The organism is Microlunatus sp. Gsoil 973, from assembly GCF_009707365.1.
In the GTDB taxonomy this organism is placed as follows: Bacteria; Actinomycetota; Actinomycetes; order Propionibacteriales; family Propionibacteriaceae; genus Microlunatus.
In genome coordinates, this window is record NZ_CP046122.1 from 1,015,129 (window position 1) to 1,040,278 (window position 25,150).

At 67.4% G+C, this 25,150-nt stretch carries 23 protein-coding genes and 3 pseudogenes; 11 read left to right on the forward strand and 15 right to left on the reverse strand.

Translation table 11 applies throughout. The features are described 5' to 3' along the window. Positions 1–2 precede the first annotated feature (2 nt). The 3 genes from GJV80_RS04700 to GJV80_RS04710 form a co-directional block, all read right to left on the reverse strand. Positions 3–671: a hypothetical protein gene (locus GJV80_RS04700; RefSeq protein ID WP_154686897.1), complete on the reverse strand. Its 669-nt coding sequence runs from the start codon at positions 669–671 to the stop codon at positions 3–5. An 82-nt stretch (positions 672–753) separates the two neighbouring features. Then, the gene (locus GJV80_RS04705; RefSeq protein ID WP_154686898.1) at positions 754–1,296 is read right to left on the reverse strand and encodes an NUDIX hydrolase; all 543 of its coding nucleotides are present in this window, start codon (positions 1,294–1,296) and stop codon (positions 754–756) included. Next, on the reverse strand, positions 1,293–2,879 hold the full coding sequence (locus tag GJV80_RS04710) for a zinc-dependent metalloprotease (protein ID WP_154686899.1): 1,587 nt from the start codon (positions 2,877–2,879) through the stop codon (positions 1,293–1,295). The genes GJV80_RS04705 and GJV80_RS04710 overlap by 4 nt, the downstream gene beginning before the upstream one ends. Positions 2,880–3,063: 184 nt before the next feature. On the opposite strand from GJV80_RS04710, the gene GJV80_RS04715 reads away from it, so the two are divergent. The 4 genes from GJV80_RS04715 to GJV80_RS04730 all read left to right on the forward strand — a co-directional run bounded on the left by GJV80_RS04715 (position 3,064) and on the right by GJV80_RS04730 (position 8,310). Continuing rightward, the gene (locus GJV80_RS04715) at positions 3,064–3,534 is read left to right on the forward strand and encodes a molybdenum cofactor biosynthesis protein MoaE (protein WP_154686900.1); all 471 of its coding nucleotides are present in this window, start codon (positions 3,064–3,066) and stop codon (positions 3,532–3,534) included. A gap of 25 nt (positions 3,535–3,559) precedes the next feature. Then, positions 3,560–4,597, forward strand: a complete 1,038-nt coding sequence (locus tag GJV80_RS04720) for a PDZ domain-containing protein (RefSeq protein ID WP_154686901.1) — start codon at positions 3,560–3,562, stop codon at positions 4,595–4,597. 153 nt (positions 4,598–4,750) lie between these two features. Next, positions 4,751–5,413 carry a PPA1309 family protein gene (locus GJV80_RS04725; protein WP_195909161.1) on the forward strand — a complete coding sequence of 221 codons (663 nt, stop codon included), beginning with the start codon at positions 4,751–4,753 and terminating at the stop codon, positions 5,411–5,413. Positions 5,414–5,418: 5 nt separating this feature from the next. After that, positions 5,419–8,310 (forward strand): UPF0182 family protein, encoded by a 2,892-nt coding sequence (locus GJV80_RS04730; protein ID WP_154686902.1) that lies wholly within the window; start codon positions 5,419–5,421, stop codon positions 8,308–8,310. 6 nt (positions 8,311–8,316) lie between these two features. Here the strand turns inward: GJV80_RS04730 and GJV80_RS23670 are convergent, their stop codons facing one another. The 3 genes and pseudogenes from GJV80_RS23670 to GJV80_RS04745 form a co-directional block, all read right to left on the reverse strand. Beyond that, a complete protein-coding gene (locus GJV80_RS23670; RefSeq protein WP_154686903.1) occupies positions 8,317–8,796 on the reverse strand; it encodes a glycosyltransferase in 480 nt (159 codons plus the stop codon). Between the two features lie 146 nt (positions 8,797–8,942). After that, positions 8,943–9,458, reverse strand: a pseudogene (locus tag GJV80_RS23675) (glycosyltransferase); the annotation flags it as partial. Positions 9,459–9,522: 64 nt separating this feature from the next. Then, positions 9,523–9,909 carry a BlaI/MecI/CopY family transcriptional regulator gene (locus GJV80_RS04745; protein ID WP_154686905.1) on the reverse strand — a complete coding sequence of 129 codons (387 nt, stop codon included), beginning with the start codon at positions 9,907–9,909 and terminating at the stop codon, positions 9,523–9,525. Between the two features lie 111 nt (positions 9,910–10,020). Here GJV80_RS04745 and GJV80_RS04750 point away from each other — a divergent pair, with 111 nt between their 5' ends. Together GJV80_RS04750 and GJV80_RS23680 are read left to right on the forward strand one after the other, a co-directional pair. Further along, entirely contained in the window at positions 10,021–11,220 is a 1,200-nt protein-coding gene (locus GJV80_RS04750; RefSeq protein WP_154686906.1) for an alpha/beta hydrolase, read from the forward strand. Positions 11,221–11,368: 148 nt separating this feature from the next. Then, positions 11,369–11,920: a GNAT family N-acetyltransferase gene (locus GJV80_RS23680; protein WP_154690044.1), complete on the forward strand. Its 552-nt coding sequence runs from the start codon at positions 11,369–11,371 to the stop codon at positions 11,918–11,920. Here the strand turns inward: GJV80_RS23680 and GJV80_RS04760 are convergent. The 4 genes and pseudogenes from GJV80_RS04760 to GJV80_RS04770 all read right to left on the reverse strand — a co-directional run. Continuing rightward, positions 11,899–13,359 (reverse strand): annotated as a pseudogene (locus GJV80_RS04760) (SulP family inorganic anion transporter); the annotation flags it as partial. The gene GJV80_RS23680 and the pseudogene GJV80_RS04760 sit on opposite strands and share 22 nt — an antisense overlap. Before the next feature lie 162 nt (positions 13,360–13,521). Continuing rightward, complete coding sequence (locus GJV80_RS23685) at positions 13,522–14,214, reverse strand: hypothetical protein (RefSeq protein ID WP_230208137.1); 693 nt, start codon at positions 14,212–14,214, stop codon at positions 13,522–13,524. Between the two features lie 40 nt (positions 14,215–14,254). Continuing rightward, positions 14,255–14,824: pseudogene (locus tag GJV80_RS24935) on the reverse strand (UDP-N-acetylglucosamine 1-carboxyvinyltransferase); the annotation flags it as partial. A 66-nt stretch (positions 14,825–14,890) separates the two neighbouring features. Further along, entirely contained in the window at positions 14,891–15,274 is a 384-nt protein-coding gene (locus GJV80_RS04770; protein ID WP_154686908.1) for a nuclear transport factor 2 family protein, read from the reverse strand. 101 nt (positions 15,275–15,375) lie between these two features. Between GJV80_RS04770 and GJV80_RS04775 the strand changes: the two genes are divergently transcribed. After that, a complete protein-coding gene (locus GJV80_RS04775; protein WP_154686909.1) occupies positions 15,376–15,825 on the forward strand; it encodes a MarR family winged helix-turn-helix transcriptional regulator in 450 nt (149 codons plus the stop codon). A 54-nt stretch (positions 15,826–15,879) separates the two neighbouring features. Here GJV80_RS04775 and GJV80_RS04780 read toward each other — a convergent pair whose 3' ends face one another. Genes GJV80_RS04780 through GJV80_RS04790 form a run of 3 tightly spaced genes read right to left on the reverse strand, consistent with a single transcriptional unit; the run spans position 15,880 to position 19,106 of the window. Continuing rightward, complete coding sequence (locus tag GJV80_RS04780; protein WP_154686910.1) at positions 15,880–17,244, reverse strand: pitrilysin family protein; 1,365 nt, start codon at positions 17,242–17,244, stop codon at positions 15,880–15,882. Continuing rightward, positions 17,241–18,521: a pitrilysin family protein gene (locus GJV80_RS04785; RefSeq protein ID WP_230208139.1), complete on the reverse strand. Its 1,281-nt coding sequence runs from the start codon at positions 18,519–18,521 to the stop codon at positions 17,241–17,243. The genes GJV80_RS04780 and GJV80_RS04785 overlap by 4 nt, the downstream gene beginning before the upstream one ends. A 21-nt stretch (positions 18,522–18,542) precedes the next feature. Then, complete coding sequence (locus GJV80_RS04790; protein ID WP_154686912.1) at positions 18,543–19,106, reverse strand: mismatch-specific DNA-glycosylase; 564 nt, start codon at positions 19,104–19,106, stop codon at positions 18,543–18,545. Between the two features lie 176 nt (positions 19,107–19,282). Here GJV80_RS04790 and GJV80_RS04795 point away from each other — a divergent pair, with 176 nt between their 5' ends. Continuing rightward, the gene (locus GJV80_RS04795; RefSeq protein WP_195909163.1) at positions 19,283–20,401 is read left to right on the forward strand and encodes a ScyD/ScyE family protein; all 1,119 of its coding nucleotides are present in this window, start codon (positions 19,283–19,285) and stop codon (positions 20,399–20,401) included. On the opposite strand, the gene GJV80_RS04800 is transcribed toward GJV80_RS04795, so the two are convergent. Then, the gene (locus tag GJV80_RS04800) at positions 20,308–21,231 is read right to left on the reverse strand and encodes an alpha/beta fold hydrolase (RefSeq protein ID WP_154686914.1); all 924 of its coding nucleotides are present in this window, start codon (positions 21,229–21,231) and stop codon (positions 20,308–20,310) included. The two genes, GJV80_RS04795 and GJV80_RS04800, sit on opposite strands and share 94 nt — an antisense overlap. Positions 21,232–21,298: 67 nt before the next feature. On the opposite strand from GJV80_RS04800, the gene GJV80_RS04805 reads away from it, so the two are divergent. Further along, the gene (locus GJV80_RS04805) at positions 21,299–22,189 is read left to right on the forward strand and encodes an AraC family transcriptional regulator (RefSeq protein WP_230208140.1); all 891 of its coding nucleotides are present in this window, start codon (positions 21,299–21,301) and stop codon (positions 22,187–22,189) included. A gap of 2 nt (positions 22,190–22,191) precedes the next feature. Continuing rightward, a complete protein-coding gene (locus GJV80_RS04810) occupies positions 22,192–23,154 on the forward strand; it encodes a 3-hydroxyacyl-CoA dehydrogenase family protein (RefSeq protein WP_154686915.1) in 963 nt (320 codons plus the stop codon). Between the two features lie 116 nt (positions 23,155–23,270). Here GJV80_RS04810 and GJV80_RS04815 read toward each other — a convergent pair whose 3' ends face one another. Continuing rightward, on the reverse strand, positions 23,271–24,323 hold the full coding sequence (locus GJV80_RS04815; RefSeq protein WP_154686916.1) for a GlxA family transcriptional regulator: 1,053 nt from the start codon (positions 24,321–24,323) through the stop codon (positions 23,271–23,273). 158 nt (positions 24,324–24,481) lie between these two features. Here GJV80_RS04815 and GJV80_RS04820 point away from each other — a divergent pair, with 158 nt between their 5' ends. Further along, positions 24,482–25,126 carry a dihydrofolate reductase family protein gene (locus GJV80_RS04820; protein ID WP_154686917.1) on the forward strand — a complete coding sequence of 215 codons (645 nt, stop codon included), beginning with the start codon at positions 24,482–24,484 and terminating at the stop codon, positions 25,124–25,126. Positions 25,127–25,150 lie beyond the last annotated feature (24 nt).

The following is a 25,150-nucleotide window of genomic DNA, read 5'->3' on the forward strand; positions in this document are numbered from 1 at the left end:
GGTCATCGGCTCGTTGCCGGATGCTTGGGGGAGCCGATCAGGCTGACCTCCAGTCCCTGCTGCTCGAGCTGTGACAGCAGCGGCGCGGCAAGGCGCCGCAGCAACTCGATGTCGACCCCGAGCTGTTCCGCCCAGGACGGGAGGTCGATGTGTACGGCCGACGGGGTGGCGTCCCGGGATCCGGCAGAGGTCGACGGGTGGGGCAGCTGCGGTCGTGCCGACGTCCGACCCGCATCCCTGCCTCCGGTCAGCTCTGCGAACGGCTCGCGTTCCTGCCCGGCTCGTTGTGTGGCCGACGCCAGTTCATCGATGGTTGGCGCGACGAAGTACCCGTCGGCACCACTGTTGATCGACTGAGCCACCGGTCCGGCGAAGGCGGCGCCGAAGGCATCATCGGTGAACTCGGTGATCAACAACCTGGCCCGCGGAAACATGGCACGGAGACTGCCGAGGAGTTGTGGGCTGGCCGGTGGGATCAGCACGATGTCGGCCGCGTCGCCCGCGTCACGGATGTCCACCACCACATGTCCCGGTCCGAGGCGGTCGGCGAGCACGCCACGGGCGAGCGGGCTCAACGCGATCGCGGTGACGACGATGATCGGCCCTGCGTCGACCGGCCCGGTGTCTGCCGGCCTCGCGGGCCGGGTTGCACCATCGGCGGTGTCGGTCACCCGACGAGACTAGTCGCCCGTGATCATCCAGGTGCCGACGACGCCGACTTCCGGAGTGTTTCGGCCAACCCGCGTCTGCCGTTCAGAGCGCCGCCCGGGCGGCCGCAACAAGACGACGTACCGAGTCGTCGATGTCCGGCAGCCGGTCGACCGGGAACCACTCGACGGCATCCGACTCGTCGGAGACGACCGCCGGCTGAATCGGGTCGGCAACGGCCAGGAACTGTACGTCCAGGTGGAACGTCGGGCGGAACGGGCCGCAGACGACCTCATGGCGGGACAGCAGCAGCACGTCGCGCAGGTCGATCACCGGCAGCCCGGATTCCTCCATCGCCTCGCGAAGCGCGGCCGACGGCAGATCCCGATCATCGGCCTCGATGTGGCCACCGGTCTGCAGCCAGCGGCCGATCTTGCGGTGCAGGGTCAACAGCACCCGGTCGCCGGACGGCGCGATGATCATGGTGCTGGCCGTCAGGTGCCTGCCGGGACAGGACCGTGACCAGCCGTCGGGCTGCCGATCCAGATGATCAAGGAACTGCCGGCGCAGTCCCTCCTGGTCCGGGCCCGGCGCGTCCCACCGGGACAGCAGCCTGCGGGCCGATCCGAGAGCCGGGTGGTCGGTCACTCCCGGGTGTCGTCGCCTGTCGGATCGTCGGGATTCTCCAGCAGTTCGGCCAGTGCGGCGTCGAACGCAGCGTCCTCGTCGTTCTTGGTCTCACCCTTGGCGTAGCCGATGGGATCGTCCAGGTCGGAGGAGCCCGGCAGCAGATCCGGGTGGGCCCAGATCGCATCGCGACCCTCGGCCCCCCGTTCGGCCCGGACCGCAGCCCACAGGTTGGCTGCGTCGCGCAACCGGCGCGGCCTGAGTTCCAGGCCGACCAGTGTGGCGAACGTCGCCTCCGCCGGACCGCCGGTGGCCCGCTGCCGTCGGACCATTTCCGCGATCGCCTCAGCCGCCGGCATCCATCGGGCGGCGGCCTGGGCAACGACATCGTCCACCCAACCCTCGACCAGGGCCAGCATGGTCTCCAGGCGATCGAGGGTCGCCTGCTGCGCCGGTGTCTTCTGCGGTTCGAAGAGTCCGCCCTGCAGCGCGGAGGAGAGATCCTCCAGGTTGCCGGACTGGATCTCGCCGACCGCCTCTTCCAGGGCAGAGGTGTCGATGGTGATGCCCCGGGCGTACTCCGCGATCAGGGCGAGCATCTGCTCGCGCAGCCAGCCGGCCGATCCGTAGAGCCGCAACCGCGCCGCCTCCCGCAGGGCCAGGTAGATCAGCACGTCCGAGGCGGACTGTTCCAGCCCCTCGGCGAACTTCGCGACGTTGGTCGGCAGGATCGCCAATTGACCGGCCGGTGCCAGCGGCAGCCCGATGTCGGTGCTGCCCACCACCTCGGTCGCCAACTGGCCCAGTGCCTGTCCGACCTGCAGGCCGAACATGCTCGCTCCGGAACTGCGCAGCATCGGCCGCAGCATCTGTTCCAGACCCTGCATCTGCGGCGGAAGGTTGGGCTGGTCTTCGCTGCCGAGGGACATCGCACCTTCCATCGCATCGGCGATGTGGGTGGCGACCGGCTCGATCAGTTGCCGCCAGACCGGCATCGTCCGTTCGACCCAGTCGGCGCGGCTCCAGGCCGAGACGGTCTTTGCCGCGCGGGGGAAGCCGGTCGCGCCGTCGAGCCAGGTCTCGGCGAGGGACACCGCGTCGGTCACCTCGCGGCGTTGGCCGTCGTGCGGTGTCGGGTCCGTACCGAGACCGGCGACCGTCTTGCGCGCGGTGTCCTTGCTCAACTCCCAGTTGACGCCGCCGTCGGAAGCCGCAGTGGGAAACATGCCGCCGGAACTGCCGAACATGGCGAATGCGCTCTGCAGTTGCTGCAGGAAGGCGTTCATATCCTGGCCCTGACCGCCACCCTGTCCGCCCAGGGCACCGAACAGCGCCTCGAACGGGTTCTGCCCGGCCGCGCCACCGCCCGACCCGGCACCGAATCCACCGCCGAAGCCGACCGGCCCGGTCCCGGGTTCGGCTGGTGAGTGTTCACCGGGAGTCGGGCCGAGTGGGCGGTGGCCGCCGCCCTGACCCGCCCCGGCGGAGCCGGTCTGGCCGGGCCCACTGTCACCAGTACCAGTGTCGCCGGCATCATTCTCGCCGGTCTCCGGCAGCGGATCCTCGGGAAGATCCTCGTCGTCCGGGCGCCGATCGTCGGCCATGTCACCGCTCCTGTGGATAGCTTCGCCCTGAGCCCACCAGACTCAAGTCCTGAAGTTCCATTGAAGCGCACCGCCCCAACTCGACCGAAGCGGCATCACCCGGTGTTCGCTCCGGGCGGATAGATCGGACACCTCGGTGGGCGTCCCCGGGTGACGCCGATCATCCCGCGGTTAAGGTCGACTCATGCAGCAGAAGGTGCGCGTCGCCCGACTGGTCGACGAGCCACTCAGCGTCGACCGTGTTCTGGCCGCGATCCGTGATCCAGCGATCGGCGGCATCGTGGTCTTCATCGGCGCAGTACGAGATCACGATCGGCCCGCTGGAACAGACCCCGCTGGAGCAGATGACGACACCGACGCCGAACGGGCGGTGACCTCCCTGGACTACACCGCGCACCCGTTGGCGCTCGACCGGCTGCAGGAGGTGGCTGGGCGGGCAGCCGCCGTTGACGGCGTCCACGCCGTTGCTGTCGAGCATCGCGTCGGGCATCTGGAGGTCGGCGACCTGGCGGTGGTGATCGCCGTCGGTGCGGCCCACCGGGCGGAGGCGTTCACCGGGTGCCGACAGTTGATCGACGAGCTCAAGAGCGGGGTCCCGATCTGGAAGGAACAGACCTTCATCGACGGCGTCTCGGAGTGGGTCGGCCTGCCGTGACCTGGTCCGATCATGGGGACGGGCTGTGACCCGGCAGACCTGGACCGCGTTCGTCGCCGCGGTCGCGTTCGTGCTCATCGCCGTGGGCATGGTGGTGCTGCCGGTGCCCTACGTCAGCTGGACCCCGGGGTCGACGACCAACACGCTGGGTTCGGTCGACAACCGGCCGGTGATCAACATCAGCGGGATCACCACCTATCCGACGAAGGGACAGCTCGACCTGACCACGGTCTCCGAAACCCGTGCCGATTCCCGGCTGTCGCTGCCTGAGGCGCTGTTGTCGTACTGGCTGCCGTACCGGGACACCCTGCCGCGGGAGCTGATCTTTCCGCCCGGTAAGACCGCCGAGCAGGTCAACAGCGAGAGCCGGGTGATGATGGAGACGTCGCAGAGCAATTCCGTCGTCGCCGCGCTCCGCGCCGCCGGAGAGCCGGTGACCCAGCGCCCGGCCGTTGCCTCGGTCGTTGTCGGCAGCGCCGCGTACAACTACCTCCAACCGGGCGATCTGATCGTCTCGATCAACGGCAAGCAGGTCACCAGCAACCGACAGGCGGCCGACCTGATCCGCAGCCAGCCCGCGGGAAGCACGCTGATCTTCCATGTGATTCGGGACCGAACGGAGCGGGTGGTCCGGTTCTCCAGCAGTGCGACCAACGGCGGCGACTCCAGCCTGTCCGGCATAACGATCGGCGACGGCTTCCAGTACGACCCGGAGATCTCCTTCGACCTGGGCGAGCAGATCGGCGGACCGAGTGCCGGGCTGATCTTCTCGCTGGCCATCTACGACAAGATCACCCCGGGGGCGCTGATCGGGAACCGACGGATCGCCGGCACCGGGACCATCGACGCCTCCGGCAACGTCGGCGTGATCGGCGGCCTCCAGCAGAAGCTCGCCGGGGCGGCCGATGCCGGCGCCACAGTATTCCTGGTACCGGCGGGCAACTGCCGCGACCTGGCCGGCATCAGCACCCAGCTGACAGTCATCAGGGTGGACACCCTGCACGATGCGATCGACGCCATCGAGTCGCTGGACCACGGATCGAAGGCACTGCCGCATTGCTAGTGTCCGCCGGACCGGAGTTCTCGACCCACGGCAACGGAACAGGGGTCCCGTTCGTTCCCCGGGTAGCCTGCCCGACAACCAGACAACGGCGAAGCGACAACTAAGCAGTGTCACACCAGTGATCGACACCGACAGCAGCAGCGGAACAGGACGATGAGCGAGAATCTGATACCCCCCGACGAGCGGCCCCGCGCACTCAGTGAGGGCGGCGATGCGATCCTGGACGGTTCGGATGCCCTGATCGCCGCCCTGATCGAGTTGGAGCGGCACGTCGGCACGAGTGGTTGGGACCAGGCGCCGCGACTGTTCGCCCTGGTGAACACCGACTCCATCATCGCCGCCGATCCGGAGTTGGCTGACCGGCTCGGGCTGCGGGGGAGCGCCGAGGGCGGCCACCCCGATGCGCTCACCGCCGTCGAACAGGATCAGTTCCAGCCCAGCGAGGATCTGCTGGAGGACCTGTCCGCGATCTATTGGCCGGACACCGTGCACGGCTGCGCGCTGAGCCTGGAGAGCACGTTCCTGCCGCCGGGTGCCGAGGCCGACATCCCCGACGACCCGGAACTGGCGACCCAGTACGTGTCCACCCACGACGACCGGCTGGAGTTGCGAGTGGTGACCGGCGTCGATCGCGCCGGACACACCCACGGAGTGGCAAGGATGCGGTCCGAGCCGGAGGAGTTGCTGGGCTCGCCGGACATGGTTCCCGGACTGACCGAGGCGCTCGTCCAGACGCTCACCGACCCAGGTCAGCCCGCAGACACCGACGATGCAGTGGCCCGCCATGCGGCTGCACCCGACAACCAGGAGCAGTGAGAGCCGTGAGTACGCCGACGGTCCGCCTTCCCCGACGCCGGAACGCCGTCCTGCCGTTCCTGATCATCGTCGCCGCCCTGATCGTGGTGCTGGCGATCTACACCAACATCTGGACCGATCGGCTGTGGTTCGCCTCGATCGGCTTCGCCGATGTCTTCACCCATCTGCTCTTCGTCCGGATCGGCCTGTTCATCTCCTTCGGTCTGATCATGGCGGCGGTTGTGGCGGCGAACGTCGCCATCGCCCACCGGGTCCGGCCACGCACCCGCGCCGCCGGAGCGGCCAGCCCGATGCTCGAGCGCTACCGGATGATGCTGGAGTCCCGGTTCACCATCGTCATGGTGGTGCTCGCGGTGATCGCAGGACTGTTCGCCGGCGGCATCTCCACCGGACAGGCGCAGACATACCTCGCCTGGTCGAACCGGACCCCGTTCGGAGTTACCGATCCCAAGTTCGGCATCGACATCTCCTTCTTCGTCTTCGTCTATCCGTGGCTGCGCTACATCCTGTCGTTCCTCTTCACCACCCTGGTGCTCAGCGCCATCGCCGCCGCCATCGTGCACTACGTGATGGGTGCCATCCGGCTGAACGCACCGCGCCGCGGCGGCACGTCGGCCGCCCAGGCGCATCTGTCGATCCTGGTCGGGCTGGCGGTCCTGGTCCGCGGTGTGCAGTACTGGTTCGACCGGTACGCGCTGGAGATCAAGGACGGTCCGCGGTTCACCGGGCTCCGCTACACCACCGATCATGCGACGGTCAACGCGCAGACGATCCTTGCGGTGATCGCGGTGATCTGTGCTGTCCTGTTCTTCGCCAACGGGGTGCTGCGCCGCTGGGTCGTTCCGACGATCGGCCTGGTGCTGATGATCTTGTCGGCGATCATCCTGGGCATGGTGTATCCGGCGATCGTCCAAGGTTTCACCGCCGGCCCGAACGAGCCGGACAAGGAGCGGCCCTACATCCAACGCAACATCAACGCGACCAGGGCGGCCTACGGACTGGCGAACACCAAGATCACCAGTTACAACGCCAAGACCACAGCATCGGCCGGCCAGTTGCAGCAGGACGCGTCGGTGCTGCCGAGCATCCGGCTGATGGATCCGGCGAAGATCGTCCAGGCGTTCGAGCAGTTGCAGCAGGTGAAGGGCTATTACCAGTTCCCGAGCGAGCTGGACGTCGACCGCTATCAGATCAACGGCAGCTCGGCCGACACCGACACAGTGGTCGCGGCCCGCGAGCTCAACGTGAACGGGATCCAGAACCCCAACTGGAACCTCATCCACACGGTCTACACCCACGGCTACGGCCTGGTCGCGGCGTACGGCAGCAAGGCCGGAGATCAGGGCGAGCCCGACTGGATCGAGCGCGATCTGCCGCCCACCGGTGCTCTCGGCGAGAAGCAGTCGAGGATCTATTTCGGTGAGCTGTTCAACAGTCGGGACGCCTACTCCATCGTCGGCGCCAAGCCGAACGGCAACTCCCTGGAGTTGGACACCCCGACCGGAGGCGTCGGCAACGGGCCGAAGTACAACACCTACGACGGCACCGGCGGCATCAAGCTGAACGGATGGCGCCGGGTGCTGTATGCGCTGAAGTACTTCGACGCGAACATTCTGTTGTCCAACCGCACCAAGGGCGACAATGTCCGCATCCTGTACGACCGTGATCCCAAGGAGATGGTGCAGAAGGCCGCCCCCTGGCTGACGGTCGATCGTGACGCATACCCGGCCGTGGTGAACGGACGCGTGGTGTGGATCGTCGACGGCTACACGACGTCGGACAGCTATCCCAACAGCCAGCGTGTCTCGCTGCAGGATGCGACCAGCGACACCCGCAGCCGGTTGACCACCATCGGAGCCCAACCGGACACCATGATCAACTACATGCGGAATTCGGTGAAGGCAGTCGTCGACGCGTACGACGGAACGGTCAAGCTGTACGCGTGGGACGAGAATGATCCGGTTCTCAAGACCTGGGAGAAGGCCTTCCCCGGTACGGTTCTCCCGAAGTCCGACATCAGCGCCGATCTGATGAAGCACCTGCGCTACCCGCAGGATCTTTACAAGGTGCAGCGGCAGATCCTGACCACCTATCACGTGACCAACGCCAGTGACTGGTTCTCCGGGAACGATCAATGGGCCATCCCGATGGACCCGACGGTCGATGTCAATGACAACACCAAGGAACCGCCGTACTACCTGACGGTCCGGATGCCGGGCCAGGAATCCGGGACGTTCAGCCTGACCAGCGTGTACGTGCCCAACGGTCGGCAGAACATCGCTGCCTATGCTGCGGTGAACTCCGACCCGACGAACCCGAACTACGGCCAGTTCCAGATCCTGCGGGTCCCGGCCCAGAGCCAGATCGACGGGCCGGGGCAGGCGTCCAACGCGATGCGTACCAACGAGGCCGTCGCGACCCTGCTGCGCAGCTTCACCCAGGCGTCGATCAAGGTCACCTATGGCAACCTCTTGACACTGCCGCTGGGGGGCGGGCTGATCTACGTGCAGCCGATCTATACCCAACAGCAGGGCAGCGGTGGCGGCCAGTATCCGATCCTGCGTGCCGTGGTGGTCAAGTTCGGCCCCGAGGTCGGCATCGGGACCACATTGCAGGAGGCACTCGACCAGGTCTTCAAGGGCAACGCCGGGGCGAGCACCGGGGAGGACACCCCGAGCGGCACCGGCGGGTCGGACGGCACCAACGGCGGGTCGAACGGCGGCCAACCGGGCACGATCGACGAGCAGACCGCGCAAGCCGAACTGGAGACGGCCCAGAAGGCCTTCCAGGCGGCCGAAGAGGCGCTCCAGGGCGGCAACCTCGCCGAGTACCAGGCGCAGAACAAGAAGGCCGAGGCTGCCGTGGCGGCCGCGTTGAAGGCGCTGGGCAAGTCCTGATCGTGATCAGCCCGACAGCACGGCGGCTGTCCGGGCCCGGCGCGGGGACCTGAATGCCGCCGCACTGATCGCGGTCTGGTAGTGATCAAGCAGCATCTCGGTGGCGTCGTCCCAGGTCCGATTCGTCACATGCGCCCGGGCGATGCGGCGAAGATCATCCGGGGTGTGGTTGTCCAGCAGATCGGCGACGGACGCAATCAGCTGATCCTCGCGGTCCGCCGGCACCAGCCGGGCCGCCATGCAGTCTCGCAGCAGCTCACGGCTCGCCGGGCTGTCGAAGGCGACCACCGGCAGCCCGCTGGCCAGGGCCTCCAGCAGCACAAGTCCCAGGGTCTCGGTCGTCGACGGGAACACGAAGACGTCGGCCTCCCGATAGGCCTGGGCCAGGGCAGCGCCGGACAGTGAACCGGTGAATCTGACCCGGTCGGTGAACCGCGCCGAGAAGTCGGCGCGCGCCGCCCGTCGCCGACGATCATCAGGTCGTATGGGCTATCCGGTCCGGCCAACGGTGCCAGCCGATGCAATTCCTTCTCGGCGGCGATCCTGCCGACGTACAACGCGGTGGGCCGGCGCCGGCCGCCACCTTCGGCAGCGTCGTCGGCGGGCCGATACGCGGTCTGATCGACACCGGCCGGCCACAACCCGACGTTGGTGATCCGGTTGGCGTGCAACTGCTCCCGACCGGTGGTCGACGTCGCGAGATTCACATGCGCCAGTCCGTGCAGTCGGCGCTGGTGGGCTCGAAGCGCCGGGACGATCCAGGAGAGTTGGTAGTCGCGGGCGTACCGAACCAAATCGGTGTGGTGGGATGCGATCAGCGGGACGCCCTGGGCGCGGGCGCTGACCGCGCCCGCCGCGCCGATCAGAACCGGGTTCAGCACGTGCACCACATCCGGACCGAACTCCGCCAGATAGCGCGCGACCCGCGGCAGCGGCAGTCCCCAGCGCTGGCCGCCGTACACCCAGCCGAAGCGGATCGTCGGAACGGTACGAACCAGGACACCGGCGTGCTCGGGCTCCGGGGTGCGTGGTGCGACGACCAGGATCTCGTGGCCGCGCCGGCGCAGTTCGTCGATCGTGGCCAGTACCCGGGTGATGATGCCATCGGCGGACGGCAACCAGGTCTCGGTGACAAAAGCGATTCTCATGGCGCGCCCAATCTATGCGGTGCGTTCTCGTCGCCCTCGCTGCTGCCGTCCCATCGGGGCGTGATCATGACTTGTCGTTCCGGTCAGGCTTCGCCAGCAGCCGGCGCAGCACCTCCTCGTCCTGGCACGTCAGGTCGGTGACGAACCGGGCCAGCACGGCGGTCCGGTCGCTACCGCTGTCCAGGATCTGGTGCATCCGGTGTGCTTGTATCGACGCCGGGACGTCGCCGAGAGGGATCGGCAGCTCATAGACGAACCCTCTGCCGGCCGGTCGCCGGGACACCACGCCCTTTGCGTGCAGGCGGGAGAGGATCGTCGTCAGGGTGGTGTAGGCGAGGTGGCCGCCGAGTCTCGCCTGGACCTCGCGCGGACTCAGCGCCACGTCGGAATCGGCGAGACAGCCGAGAACGTCATGTTCCAACTGTCCCGCGGGTCGTCTCGATGAGGCCATGCCACCATTTCTGCCGAAGCATCCAGCTGCAATTACTACAAGCATTGTAGTACTGCCGTTTCCGGACTGTGGTCGGATGTTCGGGCCCGGAGTGTCGCCTACGGTGCCTGGGTGGAGAAGTCTGTCGATCTGGAAACGGGGCGGCCACGGAGCCGCCGTCGCCGCTGCGTGCGTTGGTCGGCACGGGCTGCCGCCGGGCTCGGCCTGATCCTTTTGGTGCTGTCCGGCTATCTCGTCGTGGCGGCGAACCGATCCCATGATGTCCGTGCGCTGCCTCGTACGGTCGATTCGCGGCCGATCGGGCGGAGCCGCCTTGAGCTGGCAGTTCCGAACCGGGCGCAGGGTCGGCACGCCGGACGGGACTCCGTGTGGTTGTGGTTCCCGTCGGTCGCCGATCGCGATCAAGCACCGGCGGCCTACGCGCCCGGACCATGGAACGGCCTGCACCTGTCAAACCCGCTCGGTCAGTTGGAGACGAGCTTCGATGATCTTCGGATCCGATCCCGCGAGCAGGTCCGGCCCGCGACGGGGAGGTTCCCGCTGATCATCCTGGAACCCGGCATGGGGTTCGCGGCGCCGCAGTACCAGGCGCTCGCCGAAGACCTGGCGTCCGCCGGGTTCATCGTCGCCGGAGTCACGCCGACGGGCAGCGCGAACGTCACCGTCCTCGGCGGCCACGTGATCAAGAGCAACGCCGAGGGCAATCCGCCCGACCTCGGTACGCATTCCGGTCGGCCGCAGGCCGAGGCCGACCGACTGGTTGGGAAGTGGGCGGATGCTGCCGTCGCGGTGGCCAGGACGTTGCGGCACACCGGGATCATCGCGGCGCACCTGCAGCCCGGCAGCGTGTACGCCGGCCACTCCTTCGGCGGAGCTGCATCCATACAGGCCTGTCACGACGATCCCTCCTGCCGTGGCGCGGTGGACCTGGACGGGACCCAGTTCGGCGACGTGGTGCACACCGGCCTGGACAAGCCACTGATGATCATCGGATCGGGCGACTCCTGCGTCACCGGCCGCTGTCCGGCCGGTGCCCGCAACAGCACCGACGACGTTCGTGTCGCCGGATCACTGCTGCAACACAGTCACGGGCCGGCCTGGTGCCCGATCGTCGCCGGCACCCGGCATTTCAACTTCAGCGACTACGGTTCGTACTATCTCGCGCTACCGCTCCGCACGCTGCTTGCGCTGGGATCGGTCAACGGTGCCCGGGCAACCCGGACCATTGACCGGTCGGTCATCGGTTTCGCCCGCTTCGCTACGACCGGCAGATCGGAACAGGCGCTCACAACGATGCGGCGGTGTTCCTGACGCGCCGGAACGACTGTGGAAGATCATCCGAACCGGTGTGATCCGCATCCTCGCCACCATGTTCCGCTGATCGGCATCGGACAGCGTGGTCTCCGGTGGCCAGGCGGTTCGCCTACTCGGTGCGGCCTGTTAGCCTTCCTCGGTGCCGATGATCACTTTCGCCCAGGTCGATCCCGGACCCGACGCCGATCGGATCGTCGGATTCCTGATCGGGAACGAGTTTCCCTACCACGGCAGGACATCCTGGTCGGAGGAACAAGCCCGACAGTCGATCACGGACGGACGGTTCGGATCCGATGATCACCTCGGATTCTGGATCGACGTCGATCGGCGGCAGGTCGGACTGGTGGTGCTGGACGACTTGGGGGACATCAAGGCCGGCGGGAATCCGGTGTTCGATCTGCGGCTGGCCGAGGAGTTCCGTGGCCGCGGGCTGGGCACGCCGATCCTCCGGCAGGTGACCGCACTGGCGTTCGACCGATTCCCGACGACCAACCGGCTCGAGGGCCAGACCCGTGAAGACAACATCGCAATGCGCAAGGTGATGCTCCGGTCCGGCTTCGTCAAGGAAGCCCACTACCGCGACGCCTGGCCGATCGAGGGCGGCGGGCCGATGGCATCAGTGGCGTACGCGATCCTCCGCCGGGACTGGGCGAGCGGCACAACGACGGTAGTCGTGTGGGATGACCTCGAGGTGTGATCGCTCGGATCAGTGGCGGCGCCCAGCCTGCCGGTCAGCCTGCTGTGCCAGGCAAGGCTCGGCTCGTTCAATCCGATGATCTCGACGTTCTTGCCACGCTGCTGGTACTTGAACTGGATCGCGTCGAGCGTCGCCACGGTCGAGGAGTCGTAGATCTGGGACTGGGACAGGTCGATGATCACGTTCTCCGGGTCGTCGGCGTAGTCGAACTGATAGACCAGGTCGTTGCTCGACGCGAAGAACAAGGCACCCTTGACGGCATAGACCCGGGTGTTCTCGTCCGGATGGGCGACGTCGATGACCTCGGTGAAATGCGCGACCCGCGCGACGAAGAACAGGGCGGCGACGATCACGCCGATGATGACGCCGACCGCAAGGTTGTTGGTGATCACGGTGGGGATGACGGTGGCGACCATGATGATCGTGGCGCTGAGCGGCATCCTGCGCAGTGTCCGGGGATGGACACTGTGCCAGTCGAAGGTGCCGACCGACACCATGATCATCACGGCGGTGAGGGCCGCCATCGGGATGATCGCCACGACGTCACGGAGGGCGACGACCAGGATGAGCAGGAAGCCCCCGGCCAGAAAGGTGGAGATCCGGGTCCGTGCGCCGGACTGCTTCACGTTGATCATCGTCTGGCCGATCATGGCACAGCCGCCCATGCCCCCGAAGATCCCGGTGACAACGTTGGCGATGCCCTGTCCGAGTGCCTCCCGGGTCTTGTCGGAATGTGTGTCGGTGACATCATCGACCAGCTTGGCGGTCATCAGGGATTCCAGCAGCGCGACCAGTGCCATGCCCAGGGCGTACGGAAGGACGATCTTGGCGGTGGCCAGATCCAACGGCACCTGCGGAACGAACAGCGCGGGCAGGCTGTCGGGAAGCCTGCCCATGTCACCGACGGTCGGCACCTCGAAGCCGGTGAACACGACCAGCACGCTGATGGCCAGGATCGCGATGAGGGGTGCCGGCACCACCCGGGTGAGCCGCGGGAAGCCGATGATGATCACCAGCCCGGCGGCGACCAGGGGGTAGACCAGCCACGGCACGCCGATCAGGTTCGGCAACTGGGCAAGGAAGATCAGGATGGCCAGGGCGTTGACGAAGCCGACCATCACGCTGCGTGGGATGAACCGCATCAGCTTGGCGACACCCAGCAGCGACATGGCGATCTGGAAGATGCCGGCGACGAGCACGGTGGCGACCAGATAATCGATCCCGTACTTCCTGGTGATCGGAGCGACGACCAGGGCGACCGAGCCGGTGGCGGCCGAGATCATCGCCCGTCGGCCACCAGTGATCGCGATCGTCACAGCCATGGTGAACGACGCGAACAGGCCGACCCGGGGATCGACGCCTGCGATGATCGAGAACGCGATCGCTTCCGGGATCAGGGCGAGCGCGACGACCAGGCCGCCGAGCACCTCGATCCGCATCCGTTTGATCGACCGGAATGCGGACCGGACCGAGTAGGGGTCGATCACAGCAGGTAGGGCAGGGGCGTCCGAGGACATCAGGCGAGGATTCCGTTCGGCAGCGTTTCGACGGTCGGCGCCGCGCAACGATGCGCGAACTCCGCACAGGTTATCGAACGGCCGTCAGCGGGCGCGAAGCGTCAGCCCGAGCGCCCGGAACTGTTCCACCGGCCGGTGGTAGCCGCGCTCGATGTGACGGACGCCGCGCAGGGTCGACGGTCCGTTCGCAACGGCAGCGGCCAGGACGGCCGAGAAACCGGCTCGGATGTCGGGCATGGTCACGTCACCGCCGTGCAGTTTGCTGACCCCGCGGACCACGGCGGAGTGCACCGCGCCGGTGTCGTGGTAGCGGCAGGCCGGCCCACCAAGGCACGTGTCGTACGTCTCGATCTCGGCGCCCATGCTCTGCAGCGCGGGTACGTAGGCCAGCCGGTTCTCATAGACGGTCTCGTGCAACACCGACATCCCGTCGGCCTGGGTGAAGAGAACCATCAGGGGCGTCTGCCAGTCGGTGGCGAAGCCGGGATGGGTGTCGGTCTGCACTGCCGCAGGACGCAGCCCGTCGGGCGCGGAGGCCATGATCCAGTCGTCGGTGATGTCGAACTTGGCGCCCATCCGCGCCAACGTCGTGATCGGCGTGACGAGCCGGTCCTGTGGACAGCCGTGCACCCGCACCTCGCCGCCGCTGACCAGGCCGGCGACCAGGTAGGAGAACGCTTCGATCCGGTCGCCGCCGAGCCGGGTCCGTGCACCCCGCAACCGGTCGACACCCTCGACGACGATCCGCCGATCGGGGCTGAAGGGAGATTCCGGCACCCATCCGCTGCAGGAAGAGTGCGAGTTCGATGATCTCCGGCTCCGTCGCGGCGTTGCGGATCACGCTGCGACCCTTGGCCAGGACGGCGGCAAGCAGGGCCGTCTCCGTCGCGCCCACGCTGGGGTAGGGCAGGTCGATCCGGGTGCCGGTCAACCGGGTCGCCCGGGCACGGATTCCGTCGGAGTCGATGCTCACCTCGGCGCCGAACCGGCGCAATGCGTCGACGTGGAAGTCGACGGGTCGTCGGCCGATCGGATCTCCTCCGAGCAGAGGCACGAATGCCTCGCCGGTCAGGTGAAGCAGCGGTCCGAGCAGGAGGATCGGGATGCGGTTGACTCCGCTGAACGCCTTGGGCACGTTGGGTTCGGCAACCGGACCCGGGATGATCGTGATCGCGTCGTCGGACCGCTCGACGGTCATCCCGATGTGTTCCACCATGCCTGCGGTGAGCCCGACCTCGCCGACGTCGGGGGTGTTGGTGATCGTGCTCGGACTGCTGGCCAACATGGCGGCGACCATGTGCTTGCTGACCGCGTTCTTGGCGCCGCGCACGGTGACGTCGCCCCGCAACGGGCCGGACGGCTCGATCTCCCACAGGCTGTCAACCATGGGTCCACCCTAGGAGGTTGGTGAGCGATCCGCTCGGCAGCGTGGTTCTGCCTCTGCGCGGCGCGCTCAGAACATCCCGTTCGGGTTCGCCGACCGGTCCGGTAGCGGTTGCATGACGTCCCAGTGCTCGACGATCTTGTCCTCATCGAACCGGAAGATATCGATGATCGCCGTGCCCGCCTGGCCGGGCACCCGGATGCCGTGGACGTGGCCGATCACGACGTCACCGTCGGCGTACAGCTGCTTGACCTCGGCGCGCAGATAGGGGAACCGGGTTCGCAGCTCGTCGATGAAGCTCTCCAGACCGTCGACGCCGTCGGCGATCCGGGGATTGTGCTGGGTGTACCTGTCGCCGATCAGGCTGCGGGCAGCCGTGAAGTCCTTGCGATTGATGGCGTACTCGTAGAATTCGCGGACGGCTTGTTTGTTGCGTTCTGCTGTGCTGGACATGGGAGACTCCTGGCAGGCTGATGGTGGACGAGTCGATTGCCGGCTAATGAAATCATCGAGGATACGATCGTTAGCCGTCAAGTGATTTCTCCGAGGTGGCGATGACTGACTTCACCGACACATACATCCGGGCGTCGAAGCTGTTTCGTGCCGTGATGACGGCCGGCCTGCGCCGACATGGCCTGCACCTGGGCCAGAACCTGGTGCTCGTCGCCTTGGTCGAACGGGATGGTCGGACGCCGGGGGAGATCGCCGCCGAGACCGAGGTCACCACGCCGACGATCGTCAAGATGGCCAATCGGATGGCAGCTTCCGGCCTGTTGATCAAGAAGCGGGACACGCACGACAACCGTCTGGTGCGGCTGCACCTCACGCCTGCCGGCCGGCGGCTCGCCGGCCCTGTGGCAACTGAGCTCCAAGCCGTCGACGCCCGACTGACCGCCGGGCTGAGCGATGCCCAACGTCGCACCCTGCTGCGGCTGCTTGACAAGGTCAACGCCAACGCCGCTGAGCTGCTGGCCACCTGGAACGAGCCGGCCGACGAGCAGTAGCGACCGCGTTGTCAGGACTCGGGCCGGGATCCGAGCCGGCAGCAGCTGAGTCGGTCAGGTCTCGAGGTCGATGATCTCGATGTCGGCGAAGCCGGCCTCCGTCAGCGGCCCGGTGATCTTGTCCGCGTCCCCGGCGATCGCCAGCGTGAGCTGCTCGGGGTCGACCAGCGACCGGTACGCCTCCCCGGCCGACTGCGGTGTCACGTCCCGCAGCTTGGCCAGCCGCTGGTCGAGATAGTCGTCGGGGAGCAACGCGAGCGCCTGGATGGCGGCCTGGTCGACCACCCCGTCCGCCGTCGCGTACCGCAACGGCGACACGCCGGTGAAGTAGGTGACCGCGTCGCTGACCTCCTGCTGCGTGAACGGCTGCTCGCTGATCGACAGCAGCGTGCGAGCGCGGGTCAGCGCGTCACCGATCACCTCGGTACGGAAGGAACCTGACACCGCGAACGTTCCGCCGGAGCGCAGCGGCTGGAACCCCATGCGCACGCCGTAGGTGTAGCCGAGTTGTTCGCGCAGAACGCCGTTCAGCCGGGAGAGGAAGGCGCCACCCATGATGTAGGAGGCAACGCTGATGTCGGCCCAGCGCGGATCGGTCCGGTCGATCCCGAATCCGCCGAGCTGCAGGTCGGCCTGGACTGACCCGGGACGGTGCACGATCACCGCACGGCGAACGCCCGGCTGCGGCGGCTGATGATCGACAACGCTCTGCTGCTCGTTGAACCAACCGCCGAAATGCTTGTGCACCAGTGATTCGACGCCCTCAGGCAGCTCACCGGCAAGGATCAGCTTGGCGTCCCTGGGGCCGAAATGATCACGGTGGAAGCGCTGCGCGGCCTCCGCCGTGACTGCCGCGACCGTTTCCGGCTCGCCGTCATTCATCCGTGCGTACCGAGTACCGTCGGCGAAGACCTTACGGCGGAACGCGATCGCCGCGGCCTGGCTGGGGTTGGCTCTCGCCTGGCTGATCTCTGCCAACCGCAACTGCACCTGCCGGTCGATGTCGGGTGCAGCCAGCGCCGGTGTACTGATCGCTTCTGCGAACAGGTCCAGCGCGGCGTCGAGGTGTCGGGACGGTACGTCGAGGATGAGTTGCAGCCCCGCTGAGCTGACGTCGACGCCGAACCCCGCTCCGGCGGTCTCCAGCAGCTCGGCGAACTCGTCGGTGCCGTGCTCGGTGGTCCCTTCATCGAGCGTCCGGCAGGTGATCGCGGCGACACCCTCGAGTTCCCGCGGTTCTGCGGTCAGCGGTACGTCAAGGACGAGGCTGGCGGAGATGACGTGCTGGCCGGGCAGCCGGTAGCTGATCACCTCCAGACCGTTGTCCAGCGTTGTCCGATCGGGTGTCGGGAAACTCCACGGGCGCGGCTCGGCGATCTCGGGTCGCGGCGCGGGCGTGAAGGCCGTTGGCTGGCTCACCGATTCTCCTTCCGGTAGATCAACGATGCCCGTTGGTCCGAGGTGAACCAGTCGGCGATCGCTGATGACACGTCCTCGGGTGTGACGGCCTCGATCTCGGCGAATCGGGTGTTGATCAGGTGCGGATCGTCGTACAAGGTGGCGAAGCCGCTCAGTTGGTCAGCGCGGGAGTCGACCCTGGCGAGCTCCTGCAGCCAGTGACGCTCGGTCTGGGCTTTGGCCCGCTCCAGCTCCGCAGGGCTCGGGGGACCGGTGATCAGGCCGTCGATCTCGGCGACCAGCGCATCCTCGAGTTCCTCCGGCGTGATTCCGGCCCGGGCCCGGGCACCCACCATGCCCAGCGAGTTGCCGCCGATCAGGCCCATCGCGCTGGCGTAGGCGGACTCGGCGATCTCCCGGCCGCGCACCAGCCGCTTCATCAGCCGTGAGCTCTGTCCTTGGCCGAGCACGCCGAAGGCAAGATCAAGAGCGTCGAACCCGGGCGACCTGTCGGCGGGCAGCCGCCAGGTCAGATACACGGCCTCGCTCGGCACGTCCTGGACGGTCTCACGGCGAGGCAGACCGGTCAGCGGCGCCAGCGGTTGGGTGATCATTTTCTCCGGTTTCGCCGCGGCCGGAACCGGGGAGAAGTACCGGTCGGCCCTGGCGAACGCCGTCTCGACGTCGACATCGCCGACGATGGACAGCACCGCGTTGTTCGGCATGTAGAAACGGCGGAAGAATGCCCGCGCGTCCTCCACCCCGGCGGCGTTGAGATCATCCATCGATCCGATCACGGTGTGGCTGTACGGGTGACCCGAAGGAAACACCTGCGTGATGATCAGCTCGATGACGTCGCCGTACGGGACGTTGTCGTAACGCTGCCGCTTCTCCTCCTTGACGACCTCGCGCTGGTTCTCGAAGTTCTCCTCGGTCAGCGCGAGCAGCAGACTTCCCATCCGGTCCGCCTCGAGCCACAGCGCCAGATCCAGCCCACCGGCCGGCAACGCCTCGAAGTAGTTGGTGCGGTCGAACCAGGTTGTTGCGTTGACGCTGGCCCCGGCGGGCTGCAACAGGGAGAAGTGCTCGGCGCTCTTGACGTTGGCCGAGCCCTGGAACATCAGATGCTCGAAGAGATGGGCGAACCCGGTCCGGCCCGGCTCCTCGTGACGGGAGCCGACGTCGTACCAGAGATTGACCGCGACCGAGCCCGCGGCGTGATCCGGACTCGCGATCACCCGGAGCCCGTTGTCCAGAACGCGCTCGGCGACCGGGTAGTCGAGGGTGGCAGACGTCATGCGCTCCATCACAGCACACCGTCAAAGCACGCCGGCTGCCCGGGCGGCCTCGGCGTACTTCGCCGCGAGCGAATCGACGGTCTCGTGGGCGTTCAGCCCGGACGGATTGGGCACGATCCACAACTCGGCGCCCTCCAGGGGTTCGGGCTGCCTGCCCAATTTCGCGGATCGCCGACCGAAGGCGATCCGGTAGGCCGTGATGCCGGCTACGGCGACCACCCGCGGATGGTGCTCGACGACGAAGGTCCGCACCCGGTGCGACCCGGCGCGCAGTTCGTCGCCGGTCAGTTCGTCGGCGCGCGCGGTCGCCCGGTTGACCAGATTGGTGTTTCCGATGCCCCGGTTGATCAAGTACGCGCGGTCGGCGTCGGTGAATCCCGCCGCCTGATCGATCTCCCGTTCGATGATGCCGGCCCTGCGCAGAGCCTGGTAGAAGCGGTTGCCCGGATGGGCGAAGTGGGTCTGGGTTGCTGCGGTCCACAAGCCGGGGTTGATGCCGACGAAGAGCAGCTTGAGCCCTGGGCCGACAAGATCAGGAACCGACGCGTCCCGGTAACTTTCCAACTCGGCCCTGGTGAATCCCACAGTCGGCCAGGATAGGTGATCGTTCCACCCCGCCGGGGGTTGCGGCCGGGCGGCGGATGCTAGTAGAGATGGGCCGGGATCGGATCACCGTGGATCCGACGGACGTTTCGGGGGGAATCGTGTCTTCAATCAGACCAGGATCCGCTCCAGGATCCCGTAGCAGTACCCGCCGCGCCGTGGCCAGGGCCGCCGGTCTGCTGTCCGCGGCAGTCTGCGCCGCCGGGTTGATCGGCGTGGCAGACCCGGCGGTCGCCGCGGCTCACGGCAGGCACCACAGCCACCATCACGGGTCGTCGCCGGTCGCCGTGCTCGCAGACGGGTTGAACGGTCCGCGGCAGGTCTCGGCCGGCCGTGGCGGCCTACTCGTTGCCGAGTCGGACAGCGGCCAGATCACTCAGGTCGATCCGTGGCGGCACCGCAGCCGCACCGTTGTCAGCGGGCTGACACTCCCGCAGGGAGTGACGTCGATCGGGAACAGGATCTACATCGCCGCCGGCGAGGCTGAGCCGGACGACGACCCGTCGACGCCCGACGAGTCGACCGGCGGACTCTATGTGGCCCGGCCCGGCGGTACGCCGAGGCTGTTCGCCGATCTGCTGGCCTACGAGTTGGCGAACAATCCCGACGGGCAGATCCAGTTCGACCAGAACGGTGAGCCTACGGATTCGCTGTCCAACCCGTACTTCGTGATCAAGGACCGCCGTCACCACGGGTTTCTACTGGTTGCCGACGCCGGAGCGAACGATGTGCTGGCGGTCGATCGGCGCGGCCGGGTGTCGACCTTCTTCGTGCCGTCGGTGATCACCACCGGCGTCTGTGCAACAGCTGAGAACAACACCCCGAGTGGTGTCGGGTGCGATCCGGTGCCGACCGGTCTGGCCTACGGCCCGGACGGACTGCTCTACATCTCGGCTCTGGCGTCCGAACAGCCCGGTGAGGGGCGGGTGTATGTCGTGACACCTCATGGTCGATTGGTCCGGGTGATCACCGGGTTCACTGCACCGACCGGTGTGGCGGTCGACCGCTACGGGACGGTGTACGTATCGGAGTTGCTGGAAGGTGCACCGGCCAACGATGCGCCGCCACCCCCGGGCTTCGACCCCAGTACGGTCGGGCAGATTGTCGCCGTGCCGCGCTTCGGCCCAAGGACGTATGCCCAGGTAACCATGCCGAGCGGGTTGCTCTGGTCGCACGGCAGGCTCTACTCGTCGGCGTGGGCGATCGCCTCGTTCCTCGGGATCCCCGATGCCGGGCAGCTGGTCACGGTAGGCCGTTCGGCCTTCCAGCGGCCCTGACCCAGTCGGGAGGTGAAGGACAGCAGGTGGGTCGCGGTCAGCCGCGGATCCTCGAGATTGGGCGAGTGCCCGATCCCGGGCAGCATCGTGATCGTCGCGCCGGGTACGGCGCGGTAGTCGGCGGCTGATGCGGGGCTCCACCTGCTGTCCTCCTCGCCGAACAGCACCAGCAGCGGCTTGCCCAGCGGAGCCAGGCGTTCCGGCAGGGAACGCTCGTCCAGATACGGCGGCACCGCCTGCGAGGTGGCCGCGAAGGTGACGAAGTTGATCTCTCGGAACTGCTCGACGTAGGACAGGGGGATCTGATAGCCCGCTGCGAATCCGTCCCGGATCGCATCCCGGATCTGATCATCGGTCAGGCGGTTCCAGGAGGCGCCGCGCAGCGAGACTTCACGGGCGATGTAGGCCGTCATGTGCGGTCCGGTGTCGATCAACACCAGTCCGTCGATCAGGTCCGGTCGCTGTTCGGCCAGAGCTGTCGCCATCACTCCGCCGCTCGAGTGCCCGACGACTACTGCGTGACCGACACCCAGCCGATCCAGGGTCGCGGCCGCGAGCCGCGCCTGATCAGGTGCGCCATAGCTACCGGCTTCCGGTGCCGACGAACGGCCGCAGGAACGGCCGCAGCCCGCCAGGTCGATCCGCACGATCCGGTGGGAGTCAGTCAGGAACGGCAGCATCGGCTCCCACGACCGAGCCGATGCAGCGGTGCCGTGGATCAGCAACAGGGCCGGTGCATCCGACGGTCCGTCCTGGCAGACATGGATGGTTGCACCGTCCAGATCCAGCAGGGACTCCTCGGTCGGCGGTGTGACATTCGACGTGATCATGCACTCACTCTGCGCCCGCACGGACCGAGGTGTCTTGGACGAATGTTCCGCGTCCTACGATGGCGGCGTGGCGGATCATCGGGCCGATCAATCGGCCTACCGATCGGGATCCTCGGACCGGCTGCTGTGGGACATCGCATGTCCCGGACGACCGAGTCGGATCCCCGGCGTCACCATGGCCGGCTTCGGCGATCGGGGCCGCACTCCGCCGGAGTTGCGATTGATCCCACATCCTGCGGTCACCCTGGTGCTCGTCGTCGACGGCACGGTGGCGGCCCTGGACGCCGGCGGCCGGCTGCTCACCGGCAGTTTCGTGGCCGGCGTCGGCTTCGGTGACAGCCTGCGTATTGTGCGTGCGGATGCGTTCGCCTGCGTACAGGTACGACTGTCGCCGACCGTCGCGCGGGCGGCGCTCGGTCCGGTGATCACCGAGTTGGATGCGACCGTGGTGACGCTGGACGAGCTGTTGGGCGGCGATGCGGGCCGGCTGACCGGCCGGTTGAGCGGCCTCGGCTCCTGGGAGGAGCGGTTCGCGGTCGCCGACGCCTTCGTGGCCGAGCGATGCGCCACCGTGGAACGGTCGAACCCCGAAGTCGACTGGGCGTGGCAACAGATCGTTGCGGCTCGCGGCACAGGGCAGATCGAGGCACTGGCCGCCGAACTCGGATGGAGCCGCAAACGCCTGTGGTCACAGTTCCGGAGTCGGATCGGGCTGACGCCGAAACGGGCTGCCAGGCTGGTCCGGTTCGATCAGGCGGTGCACCGGCTGGTCGCCGGACAGCAGGCGGTCGAGGTCGCGGCGGAGATCGGCTATGCCGACCAGTCCCATCTGCACCGCGAGATCGCCGACTTCACCGGTTTGACGCCGGGAACTGTGGTCAAGGAGCCGTTCCTGGCCGTTGACGATGTTGCCTGGGGGTGGCCGGGCCGCGACACCGGCCGTCTGCAACGATCGTGATCATGAGCCAGCTGTTCCCGACGGTCGCGGTGGTCGGATCGGGGTATATGGGCGGTGGAATCGGACAGTCATTGGCGCTCGCCGGACACGACGTCAGGTTGGCCGACGTGTCCGCCCGGCACGCCGTCGCAGCCCGGGACCGGCTGCTCGCCGAATCCGATCACTTCGTGGCAGCGGGTCTGTTCCCGGCCGGATCCACCGATCTGCTTGCCGAGCGGTTGACTGCCGTCGACAGTGTCGATGCTGCCGTGGACGGCGCCGACTACGTGACCGAGGCGGTCTCGGAGGACCGCGAGGTGAAACGGGAATCCCTGCAGCGGATCGGTGCCGTGGCGCGGCCCGACGCTGTGATCGGGACCAACACCTCGGCGATGCCGATCGGTGAGTTGGCCGCCTGGGTGCCCGGTCCGCAACGGTTCCTCGGCGTGCATTGGTGGAACCCGGCGCCGTTCGTGCCCGGGGTCGAGCTGATCCCGACGCCCGACACCGACGAACAGGTGATCACTGCGGTGGAGGAGATGATCATCGCCGCCGGGAAATCACCGGCCCGGGTGTCGGACAGTCCCGGCTTCGTCGGGAACCGGCTGCAGTTCGCCCTCTACCGGGAGGCGGCGTTGATCGTCGAGGAGGGCCTGGCCACGCCGGATCAGGTGGACACCGTGGTGAACAGCACCTTCGGTTTCCGGCTCGGCTTCTTCGGTCCGTTCGCGATCGCGGACATGGCGGGGCTGGATGTCTACGCCGGTGCGTACCAGAGCCTGCAACGGGCGTACGGCGATCGTCTGGCGGCGCCCAGCGTGTTGACCGATGCAATAGCAGTGGGACGGCTGGGCACCAAGAGCGGTGGCGGGCTGTTGGACATCCCCGCTGATCAACTGGCCGCGCTGATCGAGTACCGCAACACCGCCTATCAGCGGCTCAGCGAACTCCGCCGCGAGCTCGGCCCGCCACCCGGCCTCGGTTGACGGTCCGCAGACTCTGCAGGATCGTCGCCCGCAACGATGCGTCCGCCATCGACACCGGTTCGTCGGCGACGATCAACTTCGGCTTGATCATCGGTCGCCGTGGGACAGCGTGCGGATCAGCCGGTGGCCGTCCTGGGTCGGCTCGACACCGTAGCGGGCGGGCCGCCGATGGCTGTGGGCCGCGGTCTGGGTCGGCTGCTGGACTGCGTGTTCCGGTAGTGCGACGGTGAGACGCCGTACTGGGTCTGGAATGACTGGCGGAGGGTCTCCGACGTCCCGAAACCGCACCGGGCCGCGATGGTCTCGATGGTGAGGTCGGTTCCGGTCAACAGATGCGCCGCTGCTTCGGTCCGGGCGCGTCGGACGAAACGGCCCGGCGTGACGCCGATCTCGGAGAGGAACAGCCGGGTCAGGTGACGCTCGCTGACTCCGGCCAGCGCGGCCAATGTCGCGGTGGACAGATCGGCGTCGATGTGGGTGGTGATGTGGTCGACGGTCCGGTGGACCAACGGGTTGCCGGCCGCCGGTGGAGCGGTGAACATGCTCATCTGGGCCTGGTTGCCGGGTCGCTGCAGGTAGGTCACCATCTGTCGGGCCACGTTGCGGGCCAGTTCCGCACCAAGATCGGCCTCGATGAACGACAGCGTCAGGTCCAGTGCGGCAGTGACCCCCGCGGATGTGGCCACGCCTCGGTCCGTCAGATGGATCGGGTCACGGTCGAACCGGACCTTCGGGAAGCGGCGGGACAGATATTCGGAATGGTCCCAGTGCGTTGCGGCGCGATGGCCGTCGAGCAGTCCGCCGGCGGCCAGAATGCCGGCTCCGGTACAGACCGAGGCGACCCGTCGGGTCTGGCGGGCAAGGCGCCGGATGTGCCCGACCAGTACGGGATCGTCCATGGCCTCGAGGTAGCCGAGCCCGCCGACCACAATCAGGGTGTCGAGCCGGTCGGTCAACTCCTCAAGGGCGAGCTGTGCCTGGAGCAGCAGACCGGTCCAGGTGTGGATCGGCCGGCCCCCGGGGGACGCCACGAACACCTGATAGGCCTTCCGACCGGCGTACCGGTCGGCGATCTCCAGAGCGGTGGTGATGCACGCGATGTCGAGGAGTTCGGCCTCTCGATAGCCGACCACCACGATCCGGCGTGGATGCGCTGTGGTTCCGGTCATGTCCCGACGGTAGAGCGCTTCGGGTCGCATCGTCGGGTCTGTCGGACAGGTGTCCCAAGTTTTACGACGTTCCGCGGTCGTCGCCCGGAGGATGATGGTGGATCGGGTCAGGATGGAGCCCGTCGGCGAAGGCGCCGGCTCACGAAGGGAGTCCTTCCATGTCGAACGTTCGGGTGCACAATTTCGCGATTTCCTTGGACGGCTTCGGCACCGGTGACGGCCGGACCGCTGATGCCCCGTTCGGGCATGCCGGTGAGCGGCTGCACGAATGGATGTTCGCCACGCATTCCTGGCAGGGCGACGGCGGCAGTCTCGGCGCCGACAACGCGTTCGCCGAACGCTACGTCCCGGGAATCGGGGCCGAGATCATGGGCGCAGGGAAGTTCGGACACCCAGGCTGGCAGGACGACCCTGATTTCCGGGGTGCCTGGGGCGACGACCCGCCGTTCCACACCCCGGTTTTCGTCCTCACCCACAAGCCGCGGCCCTCGATCGACATGGGTGGCGGCACTGTCTACCACTTCCGCGACGCGTCGCCGGCCGACGTGCTGGAACAGGCCAGAGCTGCCGCCGGCGGTCAGGACGTGCGGATCGGCGGCGGCGCCACAGTCATCCGGCAGTTCGTCACCGCGGGGCTTGTCGATCACATGCACATCGTGCAGGTGCCGATACTGCTCGGTCGGGGCGTCCGGTTGTGGGACGACCTCGAGGCGCTGGAGGAGAAGTTCTCGATCGAAGCCGTGTCGACACCCAGTGGGGTCACACATCTGACCTTCACTGCCAAGCAGAGGCGCCCGGTCTAGCCCACATCCACCGTCCAGCCGACG

Excerpts from the sequence above, each read along its gene's own strand:
- GJV80_RS04800 (WP_154686914.1), bottom strand. The coding sequence starts at position 21,231 with ATGATCACGTCGAATGTCACACCGCCGACCGAGGAGTCCCTGCTGGAT.
- GJV80_RS04815 (WP_154686916.1), bottom strand. The coding sequence starts at position 24,323 with ATGACCGGAACCACAGCGCATCCACGCCGGATCGTGGTGGTCGGCTAT.
- GJV80_RS04810 (WP_154686915.1), top strand. The coding sequence starts at position 22,192 with ATGAGCCAGCTGTTCCCGACGGTCGCGGTGGTCGGATCGGGGTATATG.
- GJV80_RS23680 (WP_154690044.1), top strand. The coding sequence starts at position 11,369 with ATGATCACTTTCGCCCAGGTCGATCCCGGACCCGACGCCGATCGGATC.
- GJV80_RS04820 (WP_154686917.1), top strand. The coding sequence starts at position 24,482 with ATGTCGAACGTTCGGGTGCACAATTTCGCGATTTCCTTGGACGGCTTC.
- GJV80_RS04725 (WP_195909161.1), top strand. The coding sequence starts at position 4,751 with ATGAGCGAGAATCTGATACCCCCCGACGAGCGGCCCCGCGCACTCAGT.
- GJV80_RS04770 (WP_154686908.1), bottom strand. The coding sequence starts at position 15,274 with ATGTCCAGCACAGCAGAACGCAACAAACAAGCCGTCCGCGAATTCTAC.
- GJV80_RS04745 (WP_154686905.1), bottom strand. The coding sequence starts at position 9,909 with ATGGCCTCATCGAGACGACCCGCGGGACAGTTGGAACATGACGTTCTC.
- GJV80_RS04715 (WP_154686900.1), top strand. The coding sequence starts at position 3,064 with ATGCAGCAGAAGGTGCGCGTCGCCCGACTGGTCGACGAGCCACTCAGC.
- GJV80_RS04775 (WP_154686909.1), top strand. The coding sequence starts at position 15,376 with ATGACTGACTTCACCGACACATACATCCGGGCGTCGAAGCTGTTTCGT.
- GJV80_RS04710 (WP_154686899.1), bottom strand. The coding sequence starts at position 2,879 with ATGGCCGACGATCGGCGCCCGGACGACGAGGATCTTCCCGAGGATCCG.
- GJV80_RS04785 (WP_230208139.1), bottom strand. The coding sequence starts at position 18,521 with ATGACGTCTGCCACCCTCGACTACCCGGTCGCCGAGCGCGTTCTGGAC.